Source organism: Delftia sp. PX-1 (genome assembly GCF_055797465.1).
In genome coordinates, this window is sequence record NZ_CP184763.1 from 5,079,394 (window position 1) to 5,105,104 (window position 25,711).

The 25,711-nt window shown below is 68.1% G+C and carries 20 protein-coding genes; 10 read left to right on the top strand and 10 right to left on the bottom strand.

What is annotated here, in order from left to right:
* The first annotated feature begins 39 nt into the window (after positions 1 to 39).
* Positions 40 to 1,338: an O-acetylhomoserine aminocarboxypropyltransferase gene (locus tag ACN20X_RS23270; protein WP_017406117.1), complete on the top strand. Its 1,299-nt coding sequence runs from the start codon at positions 40 to 42 to the stop codon at positions 1,336 to 1,338.
* Positions 1,339 to 1,360: 22 nt separating this feature from the next.
* Positions 1,361 to 2,170, top strand: a complete 810-nt coding sequence (locus tag ACN20X_RS23275) for an alpha/beta fold hydrolase (RefSeq protein WP_126310643.1) — start codon at positions 1,361 to 1,363, stop codon at positions 2,168 to 2,170.
* Positions 2,171 to 2,218: 48 nt separating this feature from the next.
* Here the strand turns inward: ACN20X_RS23275 and ACN20X_RS23280 are convergent, their stop codons facing one another.
* Positions 2,219 to 3,694 carry an acetamidase/formamidase family protein gene (locus ACN20X_RS23280; protein ID WP_473209949.1) on the bottom strand — a complete coding sequence of 492 codons (1,476 nt, stop codon included), beginning with the start codon at positions 3,692 to 3,694 and terminating at the stop codon, positions 2,219 to 2,221.
* A 160-nt stretch (positions 3,695 to 3,854) separates the two neighbouring features.
* Between ACN20X_RS23280 and ACN20X_RS23285 the strand changes: the two genes are divergently transcribed.
* Complete coding sequence (locus ACN20X_RS23285; RefSeq protein ID WP_473209950.1) at positions 3,855 to 6,287, top strand: acetamidase/formamidase family protein; 2,433 nt, start codon at positions 3,855 to 3,857, stop codon at positions 6,285 to 6,287.
* A 13-nt stretch (positions 6,288 to 6,300) separates the two neighbouring features.
* Here the strand turns inward: ACN20X_RS23285 and ACN20X_RS23290 are convergent, their stop codons facing one another.
* Positions 6,301 to 7,122 (bottom strand): alpha/beta fold hydrolase, encoded by an 822-nt coding sequence (locus tag ACN20X_RS23290; protein ID WP_016451331.1) that lies wholly within the window; start codon positions 7,120 to 7,122, stop codon positions 6,301 to 6,303.
* Between the two features lie 216 nt (positions 7,123 to 7,338).
* Here ACN20X_RS23290 and ACN20X_RS23295 point away from each other — a divergent pair, with 216 nt between their 5' ends.
* Positions 7,339 to 7,692: an Mpo1-like protein gene (locus ACN20X_RS23295; RefSeq protein ID WP_016447505.1), complete on the top strand. Its 354-nt coding sequence runs from the start codon at positions 7,339 to 7,341 to the stop codon at positions 7,690 to 7,692.
* Here the strand turns inward: ACN20X_RS23295 and ACN20X_RS23300 are convergent.
* A complete protein-coding gene (locus tag ACN20X_RS23300) occupies positions 7,689 to 9,041 on the bottom strand; it encodes a YihY family inner membrane protein (protein ID WP_034367315.1) in 1,353 nt (450 codons plus the stop codon). The genes ACN20X_RS23295 and ACN20X_RS23300 overlap by 4 nt on opposite strands.
* Positions 9,042 to 9,142: 101 nt before the next feature.
* Between ACN20X_RS23300 and ACN20X_RS23305 the strand changes: the two genes are divergently transcribed.
* Positions 9,143 to 9,541 carry a DUF2069 domain-containing protein gene (locus ACN20X_RS23305; RefSeq protein WP_016451330.1) on the top strand — a complete coding sequence of 133 codons (399 nt, stop codon included), beginning with the start codon at positions 9,143 to 9,145 and terminating at the stop codon, positions 9,539 to 9,541.
* Between the two features lie 44 nt (positions 9,542 to 9,585).
* Complete coding sequence (locus ACN20X_RS23310; protein WP_017406726.1) at positions 9,586 to 11,016, top strand: FAD-binding oxidoreductase; 1,431 nt, start codon at positions 9,586 to 9,588, stop codon at positions 11,014 to 11,016.
* 78 nt (positions 11,017 to 11,094) lie between these two features.
* Here ACN20X_RS23310 and ACN20X_RS23315 read toward each other — a convergent pair whose 3' ends face one another.
* Positions 11,095 to 11,676 carry a hypothetical protein gene (locus ACN20X_RS23315; protein WP_016447509.1) on the bottom strand — a complete coding sequence of 194 codons (582 nt, stop codon included), beginning with the start codon at positions 11,674 to 11,676 and terminating at the stop codon, positions 11,095 to 11,097.
* 176 nt (positions 11,677 to 11,852) lie between these two features.
* Between ACN20X_RS23315 and ACN20X_RS23320 the strand changes: the two genes are divergently transcribed.
* From ACN20X_RS23320 to ACN20X_RS23330, 3 genes are all read left to right on the top strand, one after another.
* Positions 11,853 to 12,677, top strand: a complete 825-nt coding sequence (locus ACN20X_RS23320) for a thymidylate synthase (RefSeq protein ID WP_473209951.1) — start codon at positions 11,853 to 11,855, stop codon at positions 12,675 to 12,677.
* Positions 12,678 to 12,698: 21 nt separating this feature from the next.
* Complete coding sequence (locus ACN20X_RS23325; protein WP_017406729.1) at positions 12,699 to 13,199, top strand: dihydrofolate reductase; 501 nt, start codon at positions 12,699 to 12,701, stop codon at positions 13,197 to 13,199.
* Positions 13,200 to 13,294: 95 nt separating this feature from the next.
* Positions 13,295 to 14,377: a metallophosphoesterase gene (locus tag ACN20X_RS23330; protein ID WP_016447512.1), complete on the top strand. Its 1,083-nt coding sequence runs from the start codon at positions 13,295 to 13,297 to the stop codon at positions 14,375 to 14,377.
* A 196-nt stretch (positions 14,378 to 14,573) separates the two neighbouring features.
* Here the strand turns inward: ACN20X_RS23330 and ACN20X_RS23335 are convergent, their stop codons facing one another.
* The 4 genes from ACN20X_RS23335 to hxpB all read right to left on the bottom strand — a co-directional run bounded on the left by ACN20X_RS23335 (position 14,574) and on the right by hxpB (position 19,966).
* On the bottom strand, positions 14,574 to 17,183 hold the full coding sequence (locus tag ACN20X_RS23335) for a TonB-dependent siderophore receptor (protein ID WP_473209952.1): 2,610 nt from the start codon (positions 17,181 to 17,183) through the stop codon (positions 14,574 to 14,576).
* Positions 17,184 to 17,456: 273 nt separating this feature from the next.
* On the bottom strand, positions 17,457 to 18,491 hold the full coding sequence (locus ACN20X_RS23340; protein ID WP_473209953.1) for a FecR family protein: 1,035 nt from the start codon (positions 18,489 to 18,491) through the stop codon (positions 17,457 to 17,459).
* Positions 18,488 to 19,108 (bottom strand): RNA polymerase sigma factor, encoded by a 621-nt coding sequence (locus tag ACN20X_RS23345; RefSeq protein ID WP_034367296.1) that lies wholly within the window; start codon positions 19,106 to 19,108, stop codon positions 18,488 to 18,490. Before ACN20X_RS23345 ends, ACN20X_RS23340 begins: the two co-directional genes overlap by 4 nt.
* A 162-nt stretch (positions 19,109 to 19,270) precedes the next feature.
* Entirely contained in the window at positions 19,271 to 19,966 is a 696-nt protein-coding gene (hxpB, locus tag ACN20X_RS23350) for a hexitol phosphatase HxpB (RefSeq protein ID WP_473209954.1), read from the bottom strand.
* A 116-nt stretch (positions 19,967 to 20,082) separates the two neighbouring features.
* On the opposite strand from hxpB, the gene ACN20X_RS23355 reads away from it, so the two are divergent.
* Positions 20,083 to 20,592, top strand: coding sequence for a DUF1993 domain-containing protein (locus tag ACN20X_RS23355; protein WP_473209955.1), 510 nt, complete (start codon positions 20,083 to 20,085; stop codon positions 20,590 to 20,592).
* Between the two features lie 28 nt (positions 20,593 to 20,620).
* On the opposite strand, the gene ACN20X_RS23360 is transcribed toward ACN20X_RS23355, so the two are convergent.
* Both ACN20X_RS23360 and ACN20X_RS23365 read right to left on the bottom strand, forming a co-directional pair.
* Positions 20,621 to 21,910 carry an MFS transporter gene (locus tag ACN20X_RS23360; RefSeq protein WP_212646531.1) on the bottom strand — a complete coding sequence of 430 codons (1,290 nt, stop codon included), beginning with the start codon at positions 21,908 to 21,910 and terminating at the stop codon, positions 20,621 to 20,623.
* 124 nt (positions 21,911 to 22,034) lie between these two features.
* Positions 22,035 to 25,667, bottom strand: coding sequence for a hydantoinase B/oxoprolinase family protein (locus ACN20X_RS23365; RefSeq protein ID WP_473209956.1), 3,633 nt, complete (start codon positions 25,665 to 25,667; stop codon positions 22,035 to 22,037).
* Between the last annotated feature and the right edge of the window lie 44 nt (positions 25,668 to 25,711).

Consider the following 25,711-nt stretch of genomic DNA (forward strand, 5'->3'; position numbering starts at 1 on the left):
CCACAATGCCCGCTTGCCTTGACAACCATGGAGACAGGAATGCCCGGCTACTCGGATCCCGGCTTTGACACTCTGGCGCTGCACGCGGGCGCACAGCCCGACCCCGCCACCGGTGCGCGCGCGACGCCCATCCACCTCACGACCTCGTTCGTCTTCGAGTCCAGCGACCATGCGGCCTCTTTGTTCAATCTGGAGCGCCCCGGCCACGTCTACAGCCGCATCTCCAATCCCACGAACGCCGTACTGGAGCAGCGCGTCTCGGCCCTGGAAGGGGGCGTGGGCGCCATCGCCGTGGCCAGCGGCCAGGCGGCGCTGCACCTGTCGGTGGCCACGCTCATGGGCGCGGGCAGCCACATCGTGGCCAGCACGGCGCTGTACGGCGGCTCGCAGAACCTGCTGCACTACACGCTGGCGCGCTTCGGCATAGAGACCACCTTCGTCAAGCCCGGCGACATCGACGGCTGGCGCGCCGCCGTGCGGCCCAATACCAAGCTGTTCTTCGGCGAGACCGTGGGCAACCCGGGCCTGGATGTGCTCGACATTCCCACCATCAGCGCCATCGCGCATGAGGCCGGCGTGCCGCTGCTGGTGGACTCCACGCTGACATCGCCCTGGCTGATGAAGCCGTTGGAGCATGGCGCGGACATCGTCTACCACTCGGCCACCAAGTTCCTGTCGGGCCACGGCACCGTGGTCGGGGGCATCGTGGTGGATGGCGGCAGCTTCGACTGGGAAAAGTCGGGACGCTTCCCGGAGCTGACCGAGCCCTACGACGGCTTCCACAACATGGTGTTCAGCGAGGAAAGCAGCACTGGCGCCTTCCTTCTGCGCGCACGCCGCGAAGGCCTGCGCGACTTCGGCGCCTGCATGAGCCCGCACACGGCCTGGCTGATCCTGCAGGGCATAGAGACGCTGCCGCTGCGCATGGAGCGCCATATCCGCAACACCGAGAAGGTGGTGCAATTCCTGGCCAGCCATCCGCTGGTGGGCCGCGTGGGCCACCCGCTGCTCGATACCCATCCCTCGCACCAGCTCGCCAAGAAGCTGCTGCCGCGCGGCGCAGGCTCGGTGTTCAGCTTCGACATCAAGGGCAACCGCAACCAGGGCCGCAAGTTCATCGAGACGCTCAAGGTCTTCAGCCACCTGGCCAACGTGGGCGACTGCCGCAGCCTGGTCATCCACCCTGCCAGCACCACGCACTTCCGCATGAGCGACGAGGCGCTGGCCCAGGCCGGCATCGGCCAGGGCACGATCCGCCTGTCCATCGGGCTGGAAGACGCAGACGACCTGATCGACGACCTCAAGCGCGCCCTCAAGGCGGCCGAGAAGGCCGCGTGAATCGGCAAGGGAGACACCAACAATGAAGATCGATGTTCACGGCCATGCCATCTACGCCTATACCGGCGGCAAGGCCTTCAATCCCGCACAGCCGACGGCCATCCTCATCCACGGCGTGCTGTGCGACCACAGCGTCTGGGCACTGCAAAGCCGTTACCTGGCCAACCACGGCTGGAACGTGCTGGCCATAGACCTGCCGGGCCACTGCCGCAGCGCAGGCGATGCGCCGGCCAGCGTGGAGGCGGCGGCGGATTTCATCGGCCAGCTCATGGATGCGGCAGGCATCGAGAAGGCCGCGCTGGTAGGCCACAGCTGGGGCAGCCTGATCGCCATGGAAGCGGCCGCGCGGCTAGGCGCGCGCGTCAGCCACCTGGTGCTGGTGGGCACGGCCTATCCGATGAAGGTCTCGCCCGCCCTGCTGGACTCCGCACTGAGCACGCCAGAGCAGGCCATCCGCATGGTCAATGTGTTCTCGCGCGCCACGCTGGCGCCACCCAGCGGCGCAGGCAGCTGGGTGTTCGGCGCCGGCATGGCGCTGGGCCGGCGCGTGCTGGCCAGCAATGACCGCACCAACCTGCTGCACGCCGGCTTCAAGGCCTGCGACAGCTACGCGGGCGGCGAGGCGGCCATGGCGGCGCTGCAATGCCCGGTCCTGTTCGCCCTGGGCGAGCAGGACCAGATGACGCCGCCCAAGGCCGCCAAGGGCCTGATCGAGGCGGCCCGGGGCGCGCAGCGCCAGGTCAGCATCGTGCACCTGCCCAGCGGCCACAACCAGATGACCGAGGCGCCCGACCAGACGCTGTTCGCCATCCGGGATTTCCTGGCGCGCTGAGACCGGCCGGGTCCTGCCCGCAGGGCAGGCACGCACTCACTCACGCACTCACGCCCCGCGCGCGGGGAAGATGCTCTTTTTCACGAGCGCGTGCACGCCCCAGTTGCCATCCACCACCTGGGTGATGCCGAAGTCCACGGCGATCGACATCAGCGAGATGGCCTCGTCCTCTCCCAGCCCCTGGGTGGTCATGAGGAAGTGGCGCATCTTGTGATAAGCGTCGCGCAGCGCCAGGTCCACGGAAGACTTCTTGAAGATCTGGTTTTGCGCATCTGGCCCCAGCTCCGCCAGGTAGTTGGCGTAGCTGAAGCCGTGCAGCAGCCATTCGTCCTGGGTTTCGAGCAGCGGATAGGCCAGTTCGGCCAGCGGCGTTCCAGGCAGGTCCGCCTTCTTGTGCAGGACCAGCTGGAAGGTGCCGGTCAGCGAGCACTCGATGGCCGTGCCGCACAGTTCGGAGTCCCCCTGCGAGGCATGCGGATCGCCCACGGTGAAGTTGGCCCCTGGCACGGCCACGGGGAAATACATGGTCGCCCCCTTGCCGATGCGCCAGTTGTCGATGTTGCCGCCCGTGTGGTTGGGCGGAATGGAGCTGGCCATCTCCACCTCGGCCGGCGCCACGCCGATGGTGCCGAAATGCGGGCGCACGGGAACGCGGATATTGCGCAGCACGTTTTCGTTCTTGCTGATCGTGCGGTGGTCCACGGGCACGCCCGGATAGTCGATGGTCGGGTGGACCACGCCGAAGGGGTCGGTCTGCGGCGTCCAGCGGTAGTTGTAGACGGCGCGGGCCCAGTTGCGCTCGCCGGTCGCATCCACCTCGTAGATGGTGACCACCTCGCGCTTTCGGGGCTCGGTGAGCGTGTCGCCATAGTGAAAGCCCCAGTTCGCCGCCGCATTGCTGCCGAAGGTCCGGCCCTTGAACTGCGGGTTGCCCGAGGGGCGCGGCACCACATCAATGATGCGTACTTCCAGCACATCGCCGGGCTGGGCGCCCTTGATGCGTACCGGTCCCGTGCAGATGTGCACGCCCTGGCCGCCACCTGCGCCGTTCTTGGCATCCATGGGACCGGCGCCCCGGCGATCGACGTTCTTGCGCTGGCTGTCCCAGTGGAACACGCTCTCGGCGCCAGGGTCGCCCAGGACCATGCGTTCGGCATCGTCATTGGCATGGTGGGTCAGCGTCTCCATGGTCACGTAGTCACCCGATTCGACTTCGACCACCGGCTTGGCCGATCTGCTGAAGTAGCCCCAGAGCACGGTGCTGGCAGAGGCGGGAATGTAGTAGTGGCTGGCCATGCCCTGGCCGGCCCGGGCGCCGGGCGCGCCCTGGGCAAAGGCCCGGGACGGTGCCATCGCACCGCTGATGGCGCCGGCCGAGACCGCGCCGCCACCGACCACCATGGCGTCGCGCAGGAAGGAACGGCGTGCAACCTGGAATTCCTCGCGGATCAGCGTCTCATCGGCTGGCGAAGCACCGTGCTGGCAGCCCGGGCCGCAGATATGTTCTTGGTGGGGGATGGTCATCGAAAATACTCCTGCTGTTGTGGATCGGTGCCGGCAGCGCCAGTGTCCAGGCGAGCATGTCCAGGCCGGTTGTTCCTGCGCGCACAAAAACTTGTCGCGGCTGCCATCCGGCGCGCCGGGCTTGGACAGGCAGTACGCGGCAGTTCATAGTTCGCCCCTGATGCAAGATGATCCAAGACGCTTTTCCACCCACGCATTTCCCGATGCCTTGCGGCAGGCTGCGCTCAATGAGGCGCTGTCCAGGGCAGACATCCATGGCGAAGCGCCCACGCCACCAGCCACCCACCTGGCGCTGCGCAGCTCGCCACTGGGATCGGTGTTCATCACGCTGGCCACCTCGCCGCTGACGCTGCGGGCCGTGGCCAAGCGGCTGCGCGGCCCGGGCCTGCTGCTGTGCGCCTTGCTGCAAGGCAGCGCCGATGCGGTGGTCGAGGACGCCGCGTTCCCGCTCAAGGCCGGCTCGGCCTTGCTGCTGGAGTCAGACCGGGACTGGCAGCTGCAGTTGCCCGGCGACGGCCGCCTGCTGCTTGCGCGGCTGGAGTCCTCGAGCTTTCTGTTGCGCCTGCTGCGCTCGTGCCCGCCCGAGGCCAGGCACATCGGCGGGACAGGCGGCGTGGGGGCCATGTGCATGGCAATGGCGGCCTCACTGGCAGAGCAGATCGACACACTGGCACAGGACGATCTGCTGTCGGTGGAGGCCACGCTCACCGACATGCTGGTCACCTGCCTGACACCGCGCGCCGGCAATCCCGACCAGGAGCAGGCCGAGGCGACCGAGCCGCCAAGCGCCGTGCAGCTTGGCCATCTGCGCCGCATCTGCCGCGCCATCGAAACCCGGCTGGGCGATGCCGAACTGTCCATCGATGCCATCGCCGACGCCGAGGGGCTGTCCACGCGCTATCTGCAAAAGCTGTTCAAGGGAGCGGCCACCAGCTTCAGCACCTACCTGCGCGAACGCCGGCTGGAGCGCTGCCGCATGGATCTGAGCAACCGCTCGCTGCAGCATTTCTCCATCGCCGAGCTGTGCTTTCGCTGGGGCTTTGGCGATGCCGCCAACTTCAGCCGTGCCTTCACGGCCCGCTATGGGCTGTCCCCCAAGGCCTATCGCGCCAGTCCGGCGCGGGTGCAGGATGCGCCGCCCGGCCAGCGCGGACGCCCCTCGCCCGCCGAGAGCGCTGCGCAGGGTGCAGAACCGGCCGCAGCGCGCCTGGCACACAGCCCGTTCCAGGCCCTGCTGCGCGACCATGCACGCTACGCCCAGGCGCTGGCCCTTGTGCCCAAGCGCTCGGCGCACGCAGACAATGGCGGTGCGTCGCCCCAGCATTACTATCTTCCGGTCTCCGACAAGACCGTGCACTGGGGCTACCTGAGCCGTTCACTCAAGCCCGTGCTTTCGGTGCGCTCGGGTGACGTGGTGACCATGGAGACGCTGACCCAGCATGCCTCGGACGACTGGGAACGCATGATCGAAGGCGATCCGGGCGCCGAAAGCGTGTTCCACTGGACCGCAGCCCAGAAGGCCGTGGACCGGCGCGGCGCGGGCCCGATGGATGCCTCGATCTACGGCCGCGGCGCAGGCGAGGGCTTCGGCGTGCACATCTGCACCGGCCCCGTCTATGTGCATGAGGCCGAACCTGGCGACCTGCTGGAGATACGCATCCTCGACGTGCAGCCACGCCCCAGCTGCAGCCCCGCCCACCACGGCCGTGTCTTCGGCAGCAACGCCGCCGCCTGGTGGGGCTTTCACTACCGCGACCAGATCACGGAGCCCCGCCAGCGCGAAGTGGTCACCATCTACGAAATCGACCACGCACTGCCCGAGGAGCCCACGGCCCGCGCCGTCTACAACTACCGCTGGACGCCGCAGACCGACCCCTTCGGCGTGGTCCATCCGACCATCGACTACCCGGGCGTGCCCGTGGACCCCGCCAGCATCACCCGGCGCTTTGGTGTGCTGGACAAGGCACGCGTGCCGCTGCGTCCGCATTTCGGCATGCTGGCCGTGGCACCGCGAGAGGCCGGCCTGATCGACTCCATACCGCCGAGCTACTTCGGCGGCAACCTGGACAATTGGCGCGCGGGCAAGGGAGCCACCCTCTTCCTGCCCGTATCGGTGCCAGGCGCACTGTTTTCGGTGGGAGACCCGCATGCATCCCAAGGCGACTCGGAACTGTGCGGCACGGCCATCGAATGCTCGCTGACCGGCAGCTTCGAGCTGCGGGTGCACAAGCGCGCCACGCTGGACAACCGCTTCCTTGCAGAGCTGGACCACCCTTTCCTGGAGACCGGCTCCGAGTGGGTGATACAGGGCTTCAGCTTCACCGACCACCTGGCCGAACTGGGCAGCCAGGCGCAGTCCCAGGTCTATCGCAAGTCATCGCTGGAAGGCGCCATGCGTGACGCCTTCCACAAGGCAAGGCGCTATCTGATGCTGGCCCACGGGCTGGACGAGGACGAGGCCGTATCGCTGATCTCCGTGGCCGTGGACTTCGCCGTGACGCAGGTGGTGGACGGCAACTGGGGCGTGCACGCCGTGATCAAGAAGAAGCTGTTTCCGCCGGAGCTCTCGGCGTCCGCCCAGGCCGGCCCATGAAGCCCACCCGGGATCAGACCCGTGCCAGGAAGCGGGCGATGCGCTGGGCGATACGCTCGGGCTGCTCGCGGTGGGGGACGTGGCCGCCACCGGCCACGATCTCCACCTCCACAGGGCCGCGCGCCCGGTCGCGGATGCGCTCGGGGTGGACCAGGGAGCCGAACTCGTCATGCTCGCCGTGGATGGCCAGCACCGGGCAGCGCACGCGCTCCAGCGCCTCGTCCAGCCGGTAGTCGGCAAATGGCTGCGACAGCCAGGTATCGACCCAGGCAGACAGCACCCAGGCGGCCTTGTCGCCGTGGTATTTCTCCAGGCGCGCCAGCTGGCCGGGCCGGGCGAAATCCTGTTGGGCCGCACGAATGCCCTGCAAGGTGCGATCTTCCACGAAGGCCTGGGCGGACTCCGTGACCACCGCCTTGCACTGCGCGCCGTATCGGGCCGCCACCATGGCGGCCATGCCGCCGCCCACGCTGTGGCCCAGCACGATGAAATCCCCAAGGCCCAGCCCCTGGTGCACTGCCGGAAACACGGTCTCTGCCTCCCGGGCCACAAAGCCCGGCCCCAGCGTGCCCGGATAGGGGTCGGACTGGCCAAAGCCCAGCCGGTCGTAGGCCAGCACATCGCGGCGCGTGGCCTCGGCCAGTTGCTGCGGGAAATCACGCCACAGCGCCACCGAGCCCAGCGAGTCGTGCAGCAGCACGATGGGCGCGCGGGCCAGGGACTCTTCGCCGGCCGCCGGCGCCTGCCAGCGCCTGACGTAGATGCTGCCCTGGGGCGTGGAAATGCGGGTTTCGCTCAGGGATGCGGGGATGTCGGTCATGCAGGAGGAAGGCATCGAAAAACTCCATGCCGGTCAGCGCCGGCCCGGCAGACATCATGCGCCCGCATGCCGCCAGAGGGCGACACCGTGGCGACGCGCAGGGCGGAATGCGGCAGCTTTTGTCTCTCTCGGGGCAGCTTTTGCGAACCTGGGCGCGCGGGTTCCTCCGATGGTGAGCGGCAAGGCAGCAGCGTATAAGTTGACCCTACCCCATGCTTGCGAAGGCCTGCCATGTCACACGCTTCCGCTCCCCTGCCCGGCGCCGCACAGGCTGCCGTGGACCCGCGCCAGTTCAAGAGCTTTGCCGAGTTCTATCCGTTCTACCTGCAGGAGCACAGCAACCGCACCTGCCGGCGCCTGCACTTCGTCGGCTCCACGCTGGCGCTGCTGTGCCTGTTCGCGCTGTTTCTGACCGGCAATTTCTGGTTCCTGCTGGGCGGCCTGCTGTTTGGCTACGGCTTTGCCTGGATAGGGCATTTCGGCTTCGAGAAGAACCGGCCCGCCAGCTTCAAGCGCCCGCTCTACAGCTTTCGCGGCGACTGGGTGATGTGGCGCGACATCCTGACGGGCCGCATTCCGCTCTAGACCGGAGCCTGCGGCCTTTGCTCCAGCAGATCGGCCAGCGTCATGCCTGCCAGCCCCGTGCGATCCCACAGTGGCTGCACGGCCGGCGACGGCGCCAGCAGCAGACGCTGCACCAGCGGCTGCAGCGGCGTGCGATGGGGCTCCACCAGCAGCATGTAGCGGGGCTCGGGGCCTTCGCTGGCCGCCACAGTGCCGGGGGCCTGCACCGTGCCCACCCAGTCCAGCACCGACAGCGCCTGCAGCACCGGATCGATCTGCTGCCAGTCCACACGCAGGCGCCGCGCCAGATCGCTGGCGTACAAGCCCTTGGCGGGCGACTCGCGCTCCTGTGCGAGGTACTGCAGGATCTCCACGGCCATCTCGAACTGCCAGCCCTGCTGGCCCGGCATGCGCTGCACGCCCGCCATCACGATGGGCAGGTAGGCCGTGACCACGGCGCCCAGCAGCACGATGACCCAGGCCATGTAGATCCAGATCAGCAGGATAGGCAGCGTGGCGAAGGTGCCGTAGATGACCGAATAGGTAGGCACCGAGGCCAGGTACAGGCCCAGCGCCTTCTTCGCCAGCTCCATGCAGGTGGCCACGAACAGGCCGCCCACCCAGGCATGGCGCCAGCGCACCGCCGTGTTGGGCACGTAGTGGTACAGGCCCGCCATGCCAGCGGCCAGCGCCAGGTACTCGATGGAATCGAAGATGAAGCGCAAGCCTTCGGGCAGCGCATTGACCAGCCCGCGCGAGGCCGACATCACATAGGAAGACAGCACCAGGCTCAGGCCCAGCACCAGGGGGCCCAGCGTGATCGCCGCCCAGTAGATCAGCACGCGCTGGCCCAGCGGCCGCAACTGGCGCACGCGCCAGATGTTGTTGAGCGTGCGGTCAATGGTGAGGATCAGCGCGACCGCCGTGATCACCAGAATGGAAAAACCGGCCATGCCCAGCTGGCTGGCCTTGGAGGCGAACTGCGTCAGATAGCCCAGCACCTGGCGCGCGATGGTCTCGGGGATCAGGCTGTCGATCAGCCAGCGCTCCAGCACGATCTGCACGCGGGAGAAGATGGGAAAGGCCGTGAACAGCGCCAGCGCCACCGTGAAGAACGGCACCAGGGCCAGCACCGTGGTGAAGGTCAGGCTGCTGGCGGTCACGCCCAGCCGGTCCTCGCGAAAGCGTTCGCGCAGCGTGTGTGCGGTATTGCGCCATGGAAAGCAGCGCCAGCGTTCGCGCCACGATCTCGGCACCGCAGGCTCGGGCGGCTCGGCCAGGGACAGGCCGCGCTCCCGGGCAGGAACGGGAAGCGCCAGGGAGCCATCCTCCAGGCCATCGACGGGCTCCTTTTCGGGGCCGCCGCTCATCGCCCCATCTCCGCCGCAAGGCGCATGTCTGCAGCGGGCGCGGCCATCCAAGCAATCACATGTTCAAAGGTCAAGACCATGGCCGATATGATGCCACCCCGATGACTGATTCCATTTCTCGCCCCGGCGCCGATGTCGCCGCCACCCGCTGGCTGGCGGTCTCCAGCCTCATGGGCCTGATCGTGCTGAGCCTGGCCTGGGAACTGTGGCTGGCGCCCATGCGGCCCGGGGGCTCCTGGCTGGTGCTCAAGGCCCTGCCGCTGGCGATTCCGCTGATCGGCCTGCTCAAGCACCGCATGTACACCTACCGCTGGGTCAGCCTGCTGGTGTGGATCTATTTCACCGAGGGCGTGGTGCGCGCCTGGAGCGATCCCGCGCCCGGCCGCTGGCTGGCGCTGCTCGAAGTTTTCCTGTGCCTGATGCTGTTCACCGCCTGCGCCCTGCATGTGCGCTGGCGCCAGCGCAGCGCGCGCCGCGCGGCCCAGGCGGCCGGCGGCTGAGCCCCCCGTTTTCATGCCTTCACGTCTTTGAAAGAAGTTGCAACATGACTGCACTGCTTGAACGCCTGCGCCAGATCGTCGGCGAAGCCCATGTCCTCACCGAGGGCGACCTTGTGGCCTACGAACAGGATTGGCGCCGCCGCGTGCGCGGCAAGTCCCTGGCCGTGGTACGCCCGGCCAGCACGGCCGAGGTGGCCGCCGTGGTGCGCGAATGCGCGGCCGCAGGCACCAGCATCATCCCGCAGGGCGGAAACACCGGCCTGTCGGTGGGCTCCACGCCGGACGACAGCGGCACGCAGGTCGTGCTCAGCCTCACGCGCATGAATGCCGTGCGCAACATCGACCGCGACAACCTGAGCTTCACCGTCGAGGCCGGCTGCATCCTGCAAAGCCTGCAGGAGCTTGCCGAGAAAGAGGGCCTGCTGTTCCCGCTGTCGCTGGCCGCCGAAGGCAGCTGCACCATTGGCGGCAACCTGGGCACGAACGCGGGCGGCACCCAGGTGGTGCGCTACGGCAACACGCGCGAGCTGTGCCTGGGCCTGGAAGTGGTCACCCCGCAGGGCGAGATCTGGGACGGCCTCAAGGGCCTGCGCAAGGACAACACCGGCTACGACCTGCGCGACCTGTTCATCGGCAGCGAAGGCACGCTGGGCATCATCACCGCCGCCACCATGAAGCTGTTCCCCCAGCCTGCGGCCCAGCTCACGGCCTTCGCCGCCGTGCCCTCCATGGAAGCGGCCGTGCGCCTGCTGGGCATGGCGCACCAGTACCTGGGCGCGGGCCTGACGGGCTTCGAGGTCATGGGCCAGTTCGCGCTGTCGCTGGTGATCAAGCACATGCCCCAGCTGCGCGTGCCCTTTGCCGGGCTGATCGGCGCGCCGCCCTACTACGTGCTGGTCGAGAATTCGGACAGCGAGTCCGAGCAGCATGCGCGCGAGCGTTTCGAGGCGCTGCTGGAGCTGGCCTTCGAGGACGGCTGCGTGCTCGACGCCGTGGTGGCCGAAAGCCTGTCGCAGGCCCATGAGCTGTGGCACATCCGCGAAAGCATTCCGCTGGCCCAGGCCGAGGAAGGCCTGAACATCAAGCACGACATCTCCATCGCCGCATCGCGCATCCCCGCCTTCGTCGAGCACACCGATGCCGTGCTGCAGCGCGAGATCCCTGGCGTGCGCCTGGTCAACTTCGGCCACCTGGGCGACGGCAACCTGCACTACAACGTGCAGGCGCCCGAGGGCGGTGACGCCAAGGCCTTCCTCAACGAGCGAGAGCACCTGGTCAACCACCTCGTCTATGAAGCCGTGGCCGAATTCGGCGGCTCGTTCTCGGCCGAGCACGGCGTGGGTGCGCTCAAGGTGGACAAGCTGCAGAAGTACCAGTCCCCCGTGGCGCTGGGCATGATGCGCGCCATCAAGCAGGCGCTGGACCCGCAGGGACTGATGAACCCGGGCTGCATCCTGCCAAGGCAAGCCTCCTGAGCGCAACGCCGCCCCTTCTGGGGCAGCGCCGGGTTTGCACGCGCCGTCCTGAGCCAGGAGCGGCCCGTGCCTGCCTTGTCAGGAAACCGGTTTGGCCTCGATATTGGCCATCGTCTTGTTGACCTGTTCGGGCCAGGCGATATCGGCGCCGGCCGCATCGGAGAAGTCGGACTGTTTGCCGCCGGTGAGCAGCCACACGCGCAGGGCATTGCGGGCGGGATCGATCACGATGGCGCCCATTTCCTCGCCGCCCTGGTGCGGGCGCAGGCCGACGATGCTCCAGACATCTCCTTCCTTGGTCAGCGGGCCCACGGTACGCATATTGCTCAGCAGGGTCGGGTAGCTGGTGCCCAGCAGCGCCTTGAGCCGGTCGGCCAGCACACCCTGCTCCAGGTAGTTGGTGCCGTCGTAGGGATACTTGCCCACGTACTCGGCCAGGCTGTCCAGGCCGGGCTCCCCCGCCTTGGCGGTGGAGGGCATGCGCGTGCGCGCGGGAAACGCCAGCACCAATTCCGGAGCTGGCGCAGCCACATCGAGTGCGACGGACTGCGCGGCCTTGGGAGTCGGGACGGAGGGAGAACGCGGATCGCAGGCTGTCAGCGCCAGCATGGCGACACCCAATGCAACGGCGGCCTGCCAGGGGGAGAGCATGGAAGACATGCGCAAGCTCCTTGTCAAAGCGGATGCGAAAAAAGCGGTGACGCCGGTGCGAAAGCCTGGGCAATGCACCGGCACCAGTCTGCGGGCATTTTCGCACCCGGGGCGCCAGACCTTGTTTCAAGGGGCATGGATACCGTCGGACAAGACGCCGTATTCATCAAGGGATAATCCGGAAGATGAACACGACTCCTGCGCCCCGCCCAGCCCGCTCCCAGTACGAAGATTTCATGCGCCATGTGTACGAGCACGGCGTGTCCAAGACCGACCGTACCGGCACGGGCACGCGCAGCGTGTTCGGCCACCAGATGCGCTTCGACCTGTCCGAAGGCTTTCCGCTGGTCACCACCAAGAAGGTGCACCTCAAGTCCATCATCCTGGAACTGCTGTGGTTCCTGCGCGGCGACAGCAATGTGCGCTGGCTGCAGGAGCGCGGCTGCACCATCTGGGACGAATGGGCCCGTGAGGACGGCGACCTGGGCCCGGTCTATGGCGTGCAATGGCGCAACTGGCCGACGCCGGACGGCGGCCACATCGACCAGATCGCCGAAGTGGTCAAGCAGCTCAAGAGCAACCCGGACAGCCGCCGCATCATCGTCAGCGCCTGGAACGTGGCCGACCTGCCGCAGATGGCGCTCATGCCCTGCCACGCCTTCTTCCAGTTCTACGTGGCCGACGGCAAGCTCAGCTGCCAGCTATACCAGCGCAGCGCGGACATCTTCCTGGGCGTTCCCTTCAACATCGCCAGCTACGCGCTGCTGACCCACATGCTGGCCCAGCAATGCGACCTGGAGGTGGGCGACTTCGTCTGGACCGGCGGCGACTGCCACATCTACAACAACCACTTCGCCCAGGTCGAGACCCAGCTGGCGCGCCAGCCCTTCGCCTACCCGACGCTGCAGATCAAGCGCCGGCCCGACTCCATCTTCGGCTACGAGTACGAGGACTTCGAGGTCGTCGGCTACCAGCACCACGAGCCCATCAAGGCCCCCGTGGCCGTCTGAGGCAGCAGAAAGACCCGCCCGATGGCCATCCATCTCATCTACGCACGCGCCGCCAACGGCGTCATCGGCAAGGACAATGCCATGCCCTGGCACCTGCCCGAGGACCTGGCGCACTTCAAGCAATTGACCCAGGGCTCGGCCGTGGTCATGGGCCGCAAGACCTGGGACTCGCTGCCGGCCCGCTTCAGGCCGCTGCCCGGGCGCACCAACATCGTGGTCACGCGCCAGGCGGACTGGGCGCCCGAGCCGGCCGCCCCCGGCGTGCTGCATGCCACCAGCCTGGAGCAGGCCCTGGCGCTGGGCCGCCAGGCATCCGCCGACGTGTGGGTCATGGGCGGTGCCCAGATCTACGCCCAGGCCCTGCCGCTGGCCGACAGCATCGAGGTGACTGAAATCGAACGCGACTACGAAGGCGACGCCTTCGCGCCCACGCCGGGCCCCGAGTGGCAGGAGGCCTCGCGCAGCCGCCATGTGGCAGCCAATGGCCTGCCCTACAGCTTTGTGCGCCTGCAACGGCGCTGACACGGTCCTGTCGCAAACGGGGCTGGCGGGCACGGCGGGTCTGTGCAAATAATGTCGGTTTTCCAAGCCTGCGCCGTCTTTTGCATCTTTCCGCCATGAGCCTCGTCCAGCCCCTGCCCCCCGGTCCGCTCGACATCGTCGGCGACATCCATGGCGAAGCCGAAGCGCTGGAGCATCTGCTGGGGCACCTGGGCTACGACGCGCTGGGCCGCCACCCCCAGGGCAGGCGCCTGGTCTTCGTGGGCGACTTCTGCGACCGGGGTCCCGACAGCCCGGGCGTGCTGGCCCGCGTGGTGCCCATGCTGGAGTCGGGCCATGCGCTGGCCGTGCTCGGCAACCATGAAATCAACCTGCTGCGCGAGGATGCCAAGGACGGCTCCGGCTGGTTCTTCGACAGCCGCGTGGCCTCCGACACACCCAAGTACGCCCCGTTCGCACGCATGCCGCTGTGCGATATCCCCGACACCCTGGCCTTGCTGGAGCGGCTGCCCATTGCCATGGAGCGCGAGGACCTGCGCGTGGTCCACGCGGCCTGGCGCCCGCAGCAGATCGCCATGGCGCGCGAGCTGCCACCGGGCAGCGCGCGCAGCGCCTATGACCACTTCGAGGCCGTGGCCGCCCAGCAGGCCCAGGTCAACAAAGTGGCCGAACGCATGCGCGCCGAACGCCGGCAATGGCCGCATGACCTGGAAGACCGCAACTGGCTGCCGCCCTTCCTGCCCGCGCACAGCGAGAGCGAACTGGCCAAGGCCATGGTCAATCCGCTGAAGGTGCTGACCTCGGGCGTGGAGCGCGAATGCCGCAATCCCTTCTACGCGGGCGGCAAGTGGCGCTTCGTCGAGCGCGTGGCTTGGTGGAACGAATATGAGGATGCCCAGGCCGTGGTCGTGGGCCACTACTGGCGGCGCCTGAATCGCGGCGGCCCGTCCTTCCATGGCGCCCAGGCCGAGAACCTGTTCGGCCAGACGGGCCCGCTGTCCTGGCACGGCCGGCGCGGCAATGTGTTTTGCGTGGACTACTCGGTCGGCGGCCGCTGGAATGCCCGCCTGGCGGGCGAGGACCCGCAGCAGCGCTTCAAGCTTGCCGCCATGCGCTGGCCTGAGCGCCGCCTGGTGTTCGACGACGGTGCCCAGGCGGACAGCGAGGAGTTCGGCGTTGCGGCGGCCGCTGCCGCATAGCACGCGCCAGATACGCGGCGCTTAGCGTCAGCAGCAGCGAGCGCGGTGCGCCGTAGCAGTTGTTGCCCGACACCGTGTTGAACGAAGGCACGTAGCAGCGCCTGTCCAGCAGGTTGCTGGCGTTGGGCGCCACGCCCAGAGGGTGTCCGCCCCCCTCCGAAGAGAGGGGGAAGCGGCGCAGCCGCTCAGGGGTGCCTCAGAACGTTCCGCGCAGCGTCAGCATCACATTGCGTGGCTCGCCATACCAGTTGTTGCCGCCGCTGGTGCCCACTGTGCGGTAGTAGACCTTGTCGAACAGGTTGTTCAGGTTGAGCACGGCCTGCCAGTTGCGGTTGATGCGGTACTGCACGCTGGCATTCCACACGGCATAGCCGCCCTGGCTGAACTTGAAGGGCACGGCCGCGCCATCGAACTTGCCCGAGTCAGGATTGAAGGCCTTGGCCGTGCCGCTGACGAAATGCGCGCTCTGGATATTGGCGCCGCCGCCAATCGTCCATTGCGACAGCTCGCCCGGCAGGCGGTAGGTGCTCCACAGCTTGAACAGATGCTTGGGCGTGACGGAGTGGTAGATGCCTTCGATGCCCGGCGTCTTGTTGTGGTTGCGGTTGAAGGTGTAGCCGGCAAACAGCTGCCAGCCGCGCGCCAGCTCGCCCGAGATCTCGCCTTCCACGCCCTGGCTGACCACCTTGCCCTTGCTCAGCCAGCAGCAGTTCAGGCCCGCGTCGCCGATGTCGGTATTGGGGTAGGAGGGATCGGCCACGGCCTCGCCATTGCGCTCTATGCGATACAGCGCCATGGAGGCCATCAGCCGGCCTTCGTTGAACTCGCCCTTGGTTCCCAGCTCGAAATTGCGGCCCTTGATGGGGTCCAGCGGCGTGCCTGGCAAGGGCCCACCCAGCTTGTCGGCCTGGGACTTGTGGATCTCGGCGACGCTGCCGTAGGCCGTCCAGCGGTCGTCGATGTCGTAGACCAGGCCGCCATAGGGCGTGAAGATACCGCTCTCGCTATTGGACGACACGATGCGGCTGGTGAGATTGCCGGCCTGGTCGAAGCGCAGCCAGGGTGTCTGCGTTGCATAGCTGGCGCGGCGTGCGCCGACGATGGCCGTCAGCCGGTCCGTCAGGCTCAGGTTGAGCCGGCCGTACAGGCCTTTCTGCGTGGCGCCATAGCCCGCGAAGCTGCGCGTCTTCCAGACGAAGCTGGGCAGGGGAATGGCGCCCGGGTCGAAGCCGAACACACTGATTCCCCCCGCCGGCGTATCCACTTCGGAGAGAAAGGTGTCCTGCGTGTCGCGGATCTTGACCCAGTCCGCGCCCAAAAGCAGCCGGTGCCTGCGCCCCAGCAGGGAGAACGTTCCGCTGACGTTGGCATCCAGCGCCTTCTTGGTGGAATAGAAATCGTTGGAGAACCCGCTGAGCGCCGCGCCCAGGCCGGTCGAGGGGTCCACCGCCCCGGACATGTCCGCCAGACGGCTGTCGCTGTCGACCTTGACGTAGTTGGCATGGGCACGGACGCGCCAGTCGCCTTGCAGCCGTTGCTCCAGCTGCGCAAACAGTTCCTTGTTGGTTCTGTCGTAGTGGCCCCAGCCGGCCATCAGCGCCGTGCTGCGCGGCAGGTGCAGATCGTCGCCATTGGCCGCGCGCGGCAGGCCGCTGCGCCAGGGCAGGCTGGCCGACTTGTCGTAGCTGCCGCCCAGGGTCAGCTTGGTCGCAGGCGTCAGATCGGCTTCCACGATGCCGTAGAGCAAGGTGTTGCGCGCATCGGCGTAGTCATAGAAGAACTCGCGGTCGCTGTGCGCCAGCACGGCGCGGCCGCGCACCCGGCCATCGGCAGCCAGGGGGCCGGCCACATCGACTTCGGCCCGGCGCTGGTTCCAGCTGCCCACCGAGGCCGAGGCCAGCACCTGCGGCTGTGCCGTGGGGCGCTTTCTCACCAGGTTGATGGAGCCGCCGGGCTCGCCATTGCCGCTGTACAGGCCGTCCGCGCCGCGGATCACCTGCACGCTGTCGTACATGGCCATGTTGGGGTCGAAGGTGCCCTGGCTGAAGGCATCCACCGCCGCTCCGTCGATCTGGACATTGCTGATCTGGAAGCCCCGCGCGTAAAAGCTGTTGGCCGTGCCGCCCAGGCCACCCGAGCCCGCGTAGTCCACCGTCACGCCCGTGGTCTGCTGCATCACGTCGCCCACGGAGACCAGGCCCTGGTCCTCGATGCGCTGGCGTGTGACCACGGAGATGGACTGCGGCGTCTCGCGCACGCTCTGCCCCTTGCCCAGCGACACGCGCGAGGCCGCATAGGAGCCCGAACCCTCCGTGGTATCGCCAGCGTGCGCCTGGGCCGTGACCAGCACCGTGCCCAGCGCAGCATCGGCTGCCGGCGACGGCTCCCTGGCCGGTGCCTTCAGCGTATAGGCGCCCGGTACGGCATCGATCACGGTCACGCCGGTGCCGGCCAGCAGCCGGTCCAGCGCCTGGCGCGGCGTGAAGCGGCCCTGCAAGGCCGGCGAAGTGCGGCCTGCAACGATCTGCGGATCGAACAGCACCTGGTGCTGGGCCTGCTGCGTGAACTGGCGCAGCGCGCCGGCCAGCGGCTGGGGCGCAATGCTGAAGGCCAGCTCCCCTGCCTGGCCCGCCTGCACGGACGATGGCTGCTGCGCCTGCACCGCCGGCTGCGCCAGCGCAACCAGGGCTGCGGCCACCAGCGACGGCATCCTTGCCCGCCGCCATGGCCTGCCCCTGTGCTGAAACTCTCCTCCCCAAATGCCCGCGCCCATGGCGGCGCTGCCGTGTTCTTTTCCTGCTTGCATCCCTGCTCCTGCTGCACTGTGTCCATTGACCGCTGTCGCGGTGTGCGCGGTGGGTGGCAGGCAGACAGTTGAGCGTCCACCCGCCACGCGCGTGCGCGGCCGTCGCGGTTGTTGGCTGAGCTGTGCACTGGGCAGCGGCCTGGCTGGCAACCATGGAGGCGAGAAAGCCCGCCCTCCATGAAGGTAAAACCCGCCTTCGCGCCAAAGTGGGAATGTGGCGAGACCAGGAAAACGGGCAATTTACATTTATTTACAAAAGAAGAGAAAGAGCACTCAGTGCGCCGAGATCCGCCAGCCGCCTTGCGCATCGCCCTGCACACGCACCGGCAACAAGTGCGGCAGCGAGCGCAGAAACACCTCGGGCTTGCCGGTCAGCGCCACGCCGGACACGGACAGCGCGGCCAGCCGCGCATCGCCGTCCACGCGCACGGGCCGGCCCAGGTAGCGGGCCAGATCGGCTGCCACCTGGGTCAGCGGCGCCTGCTGGAACACCAGCTGGCCGCTGCGCCAGTCACCCACGGTGTCCGCGCCCGCGGCCAGCGGCTGCCGTGTGCCGTCGCGGGCATCGACGGACATGCCGGCACCCGCGCCCAGCAGCAGGCGCCGGTCGTCCGCCGCATGGCGATCGGGGCGCAGCTCCACCTTGCCCTCCAGCACCTTGACCACCAGCGCTGGCGGCCCGGCGCGCACATTGAAGGCCGTGCCCACCACGCGGATCTGGCTGGCGCCGCTGTCCACGGTGAAGGGCCGTGACCGGTCGGCGGCGACCTGGAAGAAGGCCTCGCCCTGGTCCAGCACCGTCTCGCGGCGGCGCGGGTAGTAGCGCACCTGCAGCCTGGAGGAAAAATTCAGCGTGACCCGCGTGCCATCGGGCAGTTCGGCCTCGCGCACCTCGCCGGGGCCGGTGACCATCTCGATCACATGGCTTGCGTGGTTGTCCCAGGCATACCAGCCGCCGCCCAGGGCCAGCGTCGTGACCAGAGCCACCGACAGCAACGCCGGCATCAGGCCGCGGCGTGTGCGCTGACGTGCCGGCGCGGGCAAGTGGGCCTGTGTCTGCGCACGCGGCCCGCTCGCCCTGGCTTGCGGCGCAGCAGCCGCGTCGCAGGCCAGCACCGGCCTGGGCAACTGCTGCAGGTCCAGCACCGTGCGCCCCAGGCTCTCGAAGATGCTGCGGTGCTGCGGGTCGGCGGCCAGCCAGGCGTCGAGTTCGCGCTCATCGGCGCCGGTCCAGTCGGCTTCGCGGCGGCGGGCGAAGTAGTCGGCGGCGCGGGCGTGCAGTTGCAGGCGTTGCGGGGTCAGCGTCATTCCCGGCCCTCCCCGTCCGTCGCGGCCTGCGCCAACAGGCCCTGCATCAGGCGCATGTCTTCGGCGCTGCCGTACTGCACGCGCAGTTCGCAATAGGCCATGGCCAGCGTCACATGGTTGTGCACCATGCGGCGCGAGATGCCCATGCGCTGCGCCACCTCGGTCTGCGTGAGCCCGTCGATGCTGTGCAGCACGAAGGCCTCGCGGCGGCGCTCGGGCAGCTCGGCCATGGCCTGCTCCAGCCGGCACAGGCGCTCGCGGTGGTGCGCCGCCTGAAGGGGGTCCGACCCCTCGCCGGCCGGCAGTTGCTGCGCCAGTTCCATGTGTTCATCCAGCGAGACCGATTCGCGCCCCGGCGCGCCCGCCGAGCGGCGCCAGGCATCGTGCGAGACATGGCGGGCGATCACGCGCAGATAGGGCTCCTGCTCCTCGGGCGGCAGGGCCTTGCCCGAGGCCGCATAGCGCACGAAGACCTCCTGCACCGCATCCTCGGCATCCTCGCGGTTGCGCATCTGCCGGCCCAGCAGGCGGCGCAGAGGCTGGTGCCAGCGCGCATACACGCGGGCCAGCAGCGAGGGGGCGGCATCATCGTCCGCGCCTGGCACGCGCGCGCTCACGGGCAGGCTCCCGGCACAGCGGTCAGGACGCAGGCAGGCACGCCAGCATGGGAAACGGACAGGACGAAGAAGAACGGCACGGGCGGCGATTGTACTGAGAATGGTTCTCATCAACACCCTTGCGGCCGACACGCGCCATGCGATGCGGGTGCTGCGGATGCCTTACCGGCCCGCTGCCCCATGCAGCGCCACCAGCGTGGGCACCACCCAGTGCGGCGCAGGCTGCGCCCCGTCGAAGCACTGGTCCTCGGACGGCACGGCGATGACGGTCATGCCGGCCTGCCGCGCCGCATGTGTTCCCGAGACCGAGTCCTCGAACACCAGGCAGCGCCCGGTCGGCACGCCCAGGCGTTGCGCCGCGAAGTAATAGATGTCGGGCGCGGGCTTGCCGCGCACCACCTGCTCGGCCGAGACGATGGCGTCGAACGCCGGCCGCAGGCCCAGCGCATCCAGGGTGTGGTGGCACAAAGACAAAGGAGAGTTCGAGGCCAGCGCCACGCGCCAGCCCAGGGCGCGGCAGGCGCCCAGTGTTTCGCGCACGCCGGGCAGGGCCTGCCCATGCGCGCTGACCAGGGCCGCCACGCGCGCGACCACGCGACTCTCCAGCTCGCGCTGGCTGGGCCCCTGCCAGGGCCGGTGGGCATACCAGTGCGCGGCAACCTGCGCCGTGGTCATGGGCGCCGTCACGCGGGACATCTCGGCCGTGATGTCGATGCCGACCTCGGCAAAGGACTCGCGCTCGGCACGCTTCCAGAAGGGCTCGGAGTCTATGAGCAGGCCGTCCATGTCGAAGATGGCGGCGCCGAATCCGGCCTGGCCAAGGCCTTCGAACGAGGGAGCGGCTTCAGGGATTTGCATGGCGCGCATGCTAGCGCAGGCGGCAAGTGAAAGCAGTTGCTGTTAGCCTGTGCCGGCTGGCGATGGATGCAGATGCATGCGATTGCCAGCCCTTCACAATCCTTAGCGAGCCCGCAATGACCAGCCCCCTGTACACCGCCTCCATTCCCGTCCTGCAGCAGATGCTGAAGGCCCTGTCCGACGTGCTCAAAAAGGCCGAGGAACACGCCGCGCAGAAGAACATCGATCCCGACGCCCTGCTGCAGGCCCGCCTGTTCCCCGACATGTTCCCGCTGGTGCGCCAGGTGCAGATTGCTGCGGACTTCGCCAAGGGCATCGCCTCGCGCCTGGCCGGCGCCGAGGTGCCTTCGTGGCCCGACACGCAGACCAGCTTTGCCGAACTGCAGGCGCTGATCACCAAGGCGCTGGACCATGTGGGCTCGTTCGCGCCCGAGCAGTTCGCGCAAAGCGAGTCCCGCGAGATCGTGCTGCGCCCCGGCACGCCCAAGGAAAGAAAGCTGAGCGCCAGCGCCTACCTGCTGCACTACGGCCTGCCGCAGTTCTTCTTCCATGTGACCACCGCCTATGCCCTGCTGCGCCACAACGGTGTCGAGGTCGGCAAGCGCGACTACATGGGCAGCTACTGAGCGTGCCGTGGCCGGTCTGGCCAGCGCTTCACTGCGCGGCCAGATCCCGGCCTCGCGTCTCCGGCAGGCACATGGCGAACAACACCACCATCACGTAGCCCGCCGTGGCGCAGATGCCGATGGCCATGCCCAGCGACAGGCCCAGCCGGTCGCTGAACACACCCACCAGCGCGGGGAAGGTGGCCCCGATGCCGCGGCCGAAGTTGTAGCAAAAGCCCTGGCCGGAGCCGCGCAGTTCGTTGGGGAACAGCTCGGCCAGGAAGGCTCCGGCGCCGCTGAAGATGCCCGACATGAAAAAGCCCAGCGGAAAGCCCAGCACCAGCATCCAGGCATCGGTGATGGGCAGCAGCGTATAGGCATAGGCCAGGCTGCCGGCGCCGATGGCGAACAGCGTGAAGGCCAGGCGCCGGCCCAGCCGGTCGGAGGCGTAGGCACCGCACAGGTAGCCTGCAAAGGCGCCGAAGATGAACATGAACTGGTAGCCGCCCGAGCCCAGCACTGTCAGGTGGCGCTCGTTCTTCAGGAAGGTGGGCAGCCACACGGCAATGGCGTAGTAGCCGCCCTGCATGCCGGTGAACATCAGGCTGGCCAGCACCGTGGTCTTGAGCATGCCGCCCTTGAAGATGTCCAGGAAGTGCCCGCTGCGCTCGCCCCGGCCCACGGCGGCACGGGTCTTCAGGTAGACCTCGGGGTCCTTGACGGTGCGGCGTATGTACAGGATCAGCAGGGCCGGCAGCAGGCCCAGCAGGAACATGGCCCGCCATGAGATCTCGGGCGGCAGAAACGAGAACAGCGCCATGGACACCAGCACGGCCGCGCCCCAGCCTATGGACCAGCTGCTTTGCACCAGGCCCACCGCCTTGCCCCTGAAGGCCGGCCGTATGGTCTCGGCGATCAGCACCGAGCCCACGGCCCATTCGCCGCCAAAGCCCAGCCCCTGCAGCGTGCGCGCCAGCAGCAACTGGCCCGGCGTCTGCGCCAGGCCGCAGGCGAAGGTGAAAAGCGCGAACACGAGGATGGTCCACTGCAGCACACGCACGCGCCCGTAGCGGTCCGCCAGGATGCCGGCCATCCATCCGCCGATGGCCGAGGCCACCAGAGTCGAGGTGCCGATCAGGCCGACCTCGGTCTTGCTCATGCCCCACAGCGACAGCAGGATCGGGGTGACCAGGGGCAGCGTGTAGTAGTCGAAGGCGTCCACGGCATAGCCGCCGAACGAGGCCGTCAGCGCCCGCTTTTCCTTGGGCTCGAGCTGGCCCAGCCAGTGGCCCCGGTGCTGCTCTGCGGCCAGGGTCCTTGCGTTGTCAAGGCTTGTCATTTGTTGTCTCCTTGCACTTCGGCTGCGCGAAGCGTCTTGCATTCAATGGCACTCCATCGGTTGTGATCCGGGCCTGGCCGGGCGGCCCTCCCCCGCCCGCGCCATGCCCCCTGCTGGCGGCGTGTCAGGCCGCCGTTCCGTAGCCGCCGCCCCCCGGCGTGCAGACTTCGAAGATGTCGCCCGGCTGCATGTGCACGGCGCCGATGTGGTCCAGTTCCTCGACCTGGCCATCGGCACGCAGCACACGGTTGATGCCCGGCTGCCCCGGCTGGCCACCTGCCATGCCGAAGGCCGGATTCAGGCGCCCGTTGGACAGGATGCTGGCCGTCATGGGCTCCAGGAAGCGCACGCGCCGCACGCCGCCGTTGCCGCCGTGCCAGCGCCCGCCGCCGCCCGAGCCGTCGCGGATCTCATAGCTGTCCAGCATCACGGGGAAGCGGAACTCCAGCACCTCCGGATCGGTCAGGCGCGAATTGGTCATGTGCGTCTGGACGACGCTGGTGCCGTTGAAGCCGCGCTCCACCCGGCCCTCGGCGTCCAGCACCGCGCCCGCGCCGCTGCCGCCGGCAATGGTTTCGTAGTACTGGTGGTGCGCATTGCCGAAGGTGAAGTTGTTCATGGTGGGCTGGCTGCCCGCCATCACGCCCAGCGCGCCGAACAGCGCGTTGGTGATGCAGGTGGAGGTCTCCACATTGCCCGCTACCACCGAAGCGGGCGGGTTGGGGTTGAGCATGCAGCCCTGGGGGATGATGACTTTCAAAGGCTTGAGGCAGCCCGCGTTGAGCGGGATGTCGTCGTCCACCAGCGTGCGGAACACATAGAGCACGGCCGCCATGCACACGGCGCGCGGCGCATTGAAGTTGTTGGTCTGCTGGACGCTGGTGCCCGAGAAATCGATGACGGCACTGCGCTCGGCCGTATCGACGGTGACGGCCACGCGGATCTGCGCGCCGTTGTCCAGTTCCAGCGTGAACTGCCCGTCCCTGAGCCGCGTGATGACGCGGCGCACCGACTCCTCGGCGTTGTCCTGCACATGGCCCATGTAGGCCTGCACCACGGGCAGGCCGAACTGCGCCACCATCTTGTGCAGCTCCTGCACGCCTTTTTCATTGGCCGCGATCTGGGCCTTCAGGTCGGCCAGGTTCTGCTGCGGGTTGCGGCTCGGGTACTCGCCGCTTTGCAGCAGCTCGACCATCTCCTGGGCGCGCAGCACGCCGCGATCGACCAGCTTGAAGTTGTCGATCTGCACGCCCTCTTCCTCGATGCGCGTGGAAAACGGCGGCATGGAGCCCGGCGTGATGCCGCCCACATCGGCATGGTGGCCCCGGCTGCCGACGTAGAAGGTCGGAGATGCCTCGCCGGCGATATGGACCGGCGTGATGACGGTGATGTCCGGCAGATGGGTGCCACCCTGGTAGGGGTCGTTGAGCACGTAGACATCGCCCTGGGCCATGCGCCCGGCGTTCCTGCGGATCACCGTCTGGATGCTTTCGCCCATGGAGCCCAGATGGACGGGCATGTGCGGCGCGTTGGCGATGAGATGGCCCCGGGCATCGAACAGCGCGCAGCTGAAATCCAGCCGCTCCTTGATGTTCACCGAATAGGCGGTGTTCTGCAGCTGCAGGCCCATCTGCTCGGCAATGTTCATGAACAGGTTGTTGAAGACCTCCAGCAGCACAGGGTCCACCGTCGTGCCGGCCGCGTACTCGACCTTGCGCGGCACCACCCGGTCCAGCACCAGGTGATCCAGCCCGGTGAGCCTGGCCGACCAGCCAGGCTCGATCACGGTGGTGGCGTTGCGCTCGGCGATGATGGCCGGGCCGGCAATGACGTCGCCGGGCCGCAGGTCCTCGCGCACCACCAGGGCCGCGCCATGCCAGGCGCCGCCGGAGTACATGCGCACGGTTTCGCGGCGCGGATGCTCGCGCGGCGGATGCTCCGGCAGCAGCGGCTCGCCGGGCGCATCGCCCGCAATCACGGCTTCGACCGACACGGCTTCCACCACCAGGCCCTTGCCCGCCATCAGAAAGGCGAAACGCTGGCGGTAGGCCGACTCGAAAGCCGACTGAATGCCCGGCAGGGAGCCAAAGGGCACGACCAAGGCGGAATCGGAGCCCTCGTAGCGCACATGCACGTTGTGCCGCACCTGCACAGGGCCTGCGCCGACCTGCCGGCGCTCCAGCTCCGCCTGCGCGCCCGTGCCCAGCGCATCCAGGCATTCGGCGATCAGCGGCAGGGCCTCGGCAGTCAGCGCCAGCTCCATGGCCTGCTCGCGGATCACGGTCTGGTCCGCCAGGCCCATGCCATAGGCGCTGAGCACGCCGGCCAGCGGATGCACGAACACGCGGGACATGCCCAGCGCATCGGCCACCAGGCAGGCATGCTGGCCGCCCGCGCCGCCGAAGCACTGCAGCGTATAGCGCGTGACGTCATAGCCGCGCGCCACGCTGATCTTCTTGATGGCGTTGGCCATCTGCTGCACGGCGATGCGGATGAAGCCCTCGGCCACGTCCTCGGGAGTGCGCCCCGTCTGCCGCGCCAGTTCCTCGAAGCGGACACGCACGGCCTCGCCGTCCAGTCGCTCGTTGGCGGCAGGCCCGAACACGCTGGGAAAGTAGCGCGGCTGGACCTTGCCGACCATCACGTTCGCATCGGTCACGGCCAGGGGGCCGCCGCGGCGATAGCTCGCCGGGCCGGGATGGGCACCCGCGCTCTCGGGTCCCACGCGGAACCGCGAACCGTCGTAGGCCAGCACCGAGCCGCCGCCGGCGGCCACGGTGTGGATGCTCATCATCGGCGCGCGCATGCGCACGCCGGCCACCTGGGTCTCGAACTCGCGCTCGAAGGCGCCTGCATAGTGGCTGACGTCGGTGGATGTGCCACCCATGTCGAAACCGATGACCCTGTCGTGCCCGGCCAGGCCCGCCGTGCGCGCCATGCCCACGATGCCTCCGGCCGGCCCGCTCAGGATGGCGTCCTTGCCCTGAAAACTGCCCGCGTCGGACAGCCCTCCGCAAGACTGCATGAAGAACAGCCGCACTCCCGGCATCTCTGCAGCCACCTGCTGCACATAGCGGCGCAGGATGGGAGACAGGTAGGCATCGACCACCGTGGTATCGCCCCGGCTCACGAACTTCATCAGCGGACTGGTCTCGTGCGAAGTGCTGACCTGCGTGAAACCCAACTGCCGCGCAATGCGCGCCGCCATCTGCTCATGCCGCGTATGGCGGTAGCCATGCATGAAGACGATGGCCACGCTGCGCAGGCCGCGCGCATGGGCTGCGGCCAACGCCGTGTGCAGGTGCAGCCCGTCCAGCTCGCGCAGCACCTTCCCATGGGCATCCACACGTTCCACGGCCTCGACCACCTCGCTGTAGAGCAGTTCGGGCAACTGGATATGGCGGTCGAACAGGCGCGGACGGTTCTGGTAGGCGATGCGCAGCGCATCGCGAAAGCCCCGCGTGGTCACCAGCAGCGTGGGCTCGCCCTTGCGCTCCAGCAGCGCATTGGTGGCCACCGTGGTGCCCATCTTCACGCACTCCACCTGATCGGCGGGGACCGGCTCGCCCGGCGCCAGCCCCAGCAGGTGGCGGATGCCGGCCACGGCCGCGTCCCGGTACTGCTCGGGGTTCTCCGACAGCAGCTTGTGCGTGACCAGGCTGCCATCGGGCCGCTTGCCCACCACATCGGTGAACGTACCGCCACGGTCTATCCAGAATTGCCAGCGCCTGTCATGGGGAATGGAGCGTTCTTGCATGGTGTCGGAACCCGTTTGTCTCGAAGTTGAAGTCAGGAAAACCG

Bases quoted from the DNA above. Each gene is read 5' to 3' on its own strand.
- ACN20X_RS23330 (WP_016447512.1), top strand. From the start codon at position 13,295: ATGAGCCTCGTCCAGCCCCTGCCCCCCGGTCCGCTCGACATCGTCGGC.
- ACN20X_RS23275 (WP_126310643.1), top strand. From the start codon at position 1,361: ATGAAGATCGATGTTCACGGCCATGCCATCTACGCCTATACCGGCGGC.
- ACN20X_RS23300 (WP_034367315.1), bottom strand. From the start codon at position 9,041: ATGAGCGGCGGCCCCGAAAAGGAGCCCGTCGATGGCCTGGAGGATGGC.
- ACN20X_RS23290 (WP_016451331.1), bottom strand. From the start codon at position 7,122: ATGCCTTCCTCCTGCATGACCGACATCCCCGCATCCCTGAGCGAAACC.
- ACN20X_RS23360 (WP_212646531.1), bottom strand. From the start codon at position 21,910: ATGACAAGCCTTGACAACGCAAGGACCCTGGCCGCAGAGCAGCACCGG.
- ACN20X_RS23310 (WP_017406726.1), top strand. From the start codon at position 9,586: ATGACTGCACTGCTTGAACGCCTGCGCCAGATCGTCGGCGAAGCCCAT.
- hxpB (WP_473209954.1), bottom strand. From the start codon at position 19,966: ATGCAAATCCCTGAAGCCGCTCCCTCGTTCGAAGGCCTTGGCCAGGCC.
- ACN20X_RS23315 (WP_016447509.1), bottom strand. From the start codon at position 11,676: ATGTCTTCCATGCTCTCCCCCTGGCAGGCCGCCGTTGCATTGGGTGTC.
- ACN20X_RS23270 (WP_017406117.1), top strand. From the start codon at position 40: ATGCCCGGCTACTCGGATCCCGGCTTTGACACTCTGGCGCTGCACGCG.
- ACN20X_RS23340 (WP_473209953.1), bottom strand. From the start codon at position 18,491: ATGACGCTGACCCCGCAACGCCTGCAACTGCACGCCCGCGCCGCCGAC.
- ACN20X_RS23295 (WP_016447505.1), top strand. From the start codon at position 7,339: ATGTCACACGCTTCCGCTCCCCTGCCCGGCGCCGCACAGGCTGCCGTG.
- ACN20X_RS23320 (WP_473209951.1), top strand. From the start codon at position 11,853: ATGAACACGACTCCTGCGCCCCGCCCAGCCCGCTCCCAGTACGAAGAT.
- ACN20X_RS23355 (WP_473209955.1), top strand. From the start codon at position 20,083: ATGACCAGCCCCCTGTACACCGCCTCCATTCCCGTCCTGCAGCAGATG.
- ACN20X_RS23365 (WP_473209956.1), bottom strand. From the start codon at position 25,667: ATGCAAGAACGCTCCATTCCCCATGACAGGCGCTGGCAATTCTGGATA.
- ACN20X_RS23325 (WP_017406729.1), top strand. From the start codon at position 12,699: ATGGCCATCCATCTCATCTACGCACGCGCCGCCAACGGCGTCATCGGC.
- ACN20X_RS23285 (WP_473209950.1), top strand. From the start codon at position 3,855: ATGCAAGATGATCCAAGACGCTTTTCCACCCACGCATTTCCCGATGCC.
- ACN20X_RS23280 (WP_473209949.1), bottom strand. From the start codon at position 3,694: ATGACCATCCCCCACCAAGAACATATCTGCGGCCCGGGCTGCCAGCAC.
- ACN20X_RS23335 (WP_473209952.1), bottom strand. From the start codon at position 17,183: ATGCAAGCAGGAAAAGAACACGGCAGCGCCGCCATGGGCGCGGGCATT.
- ACN20X_RS23305 (WP_016451330.1), top strand. From the start codon at position 9,143: ATGACTGATTCCATTTCTCGCCCCGGCGCCGATGTCGCCGCCACCCGC.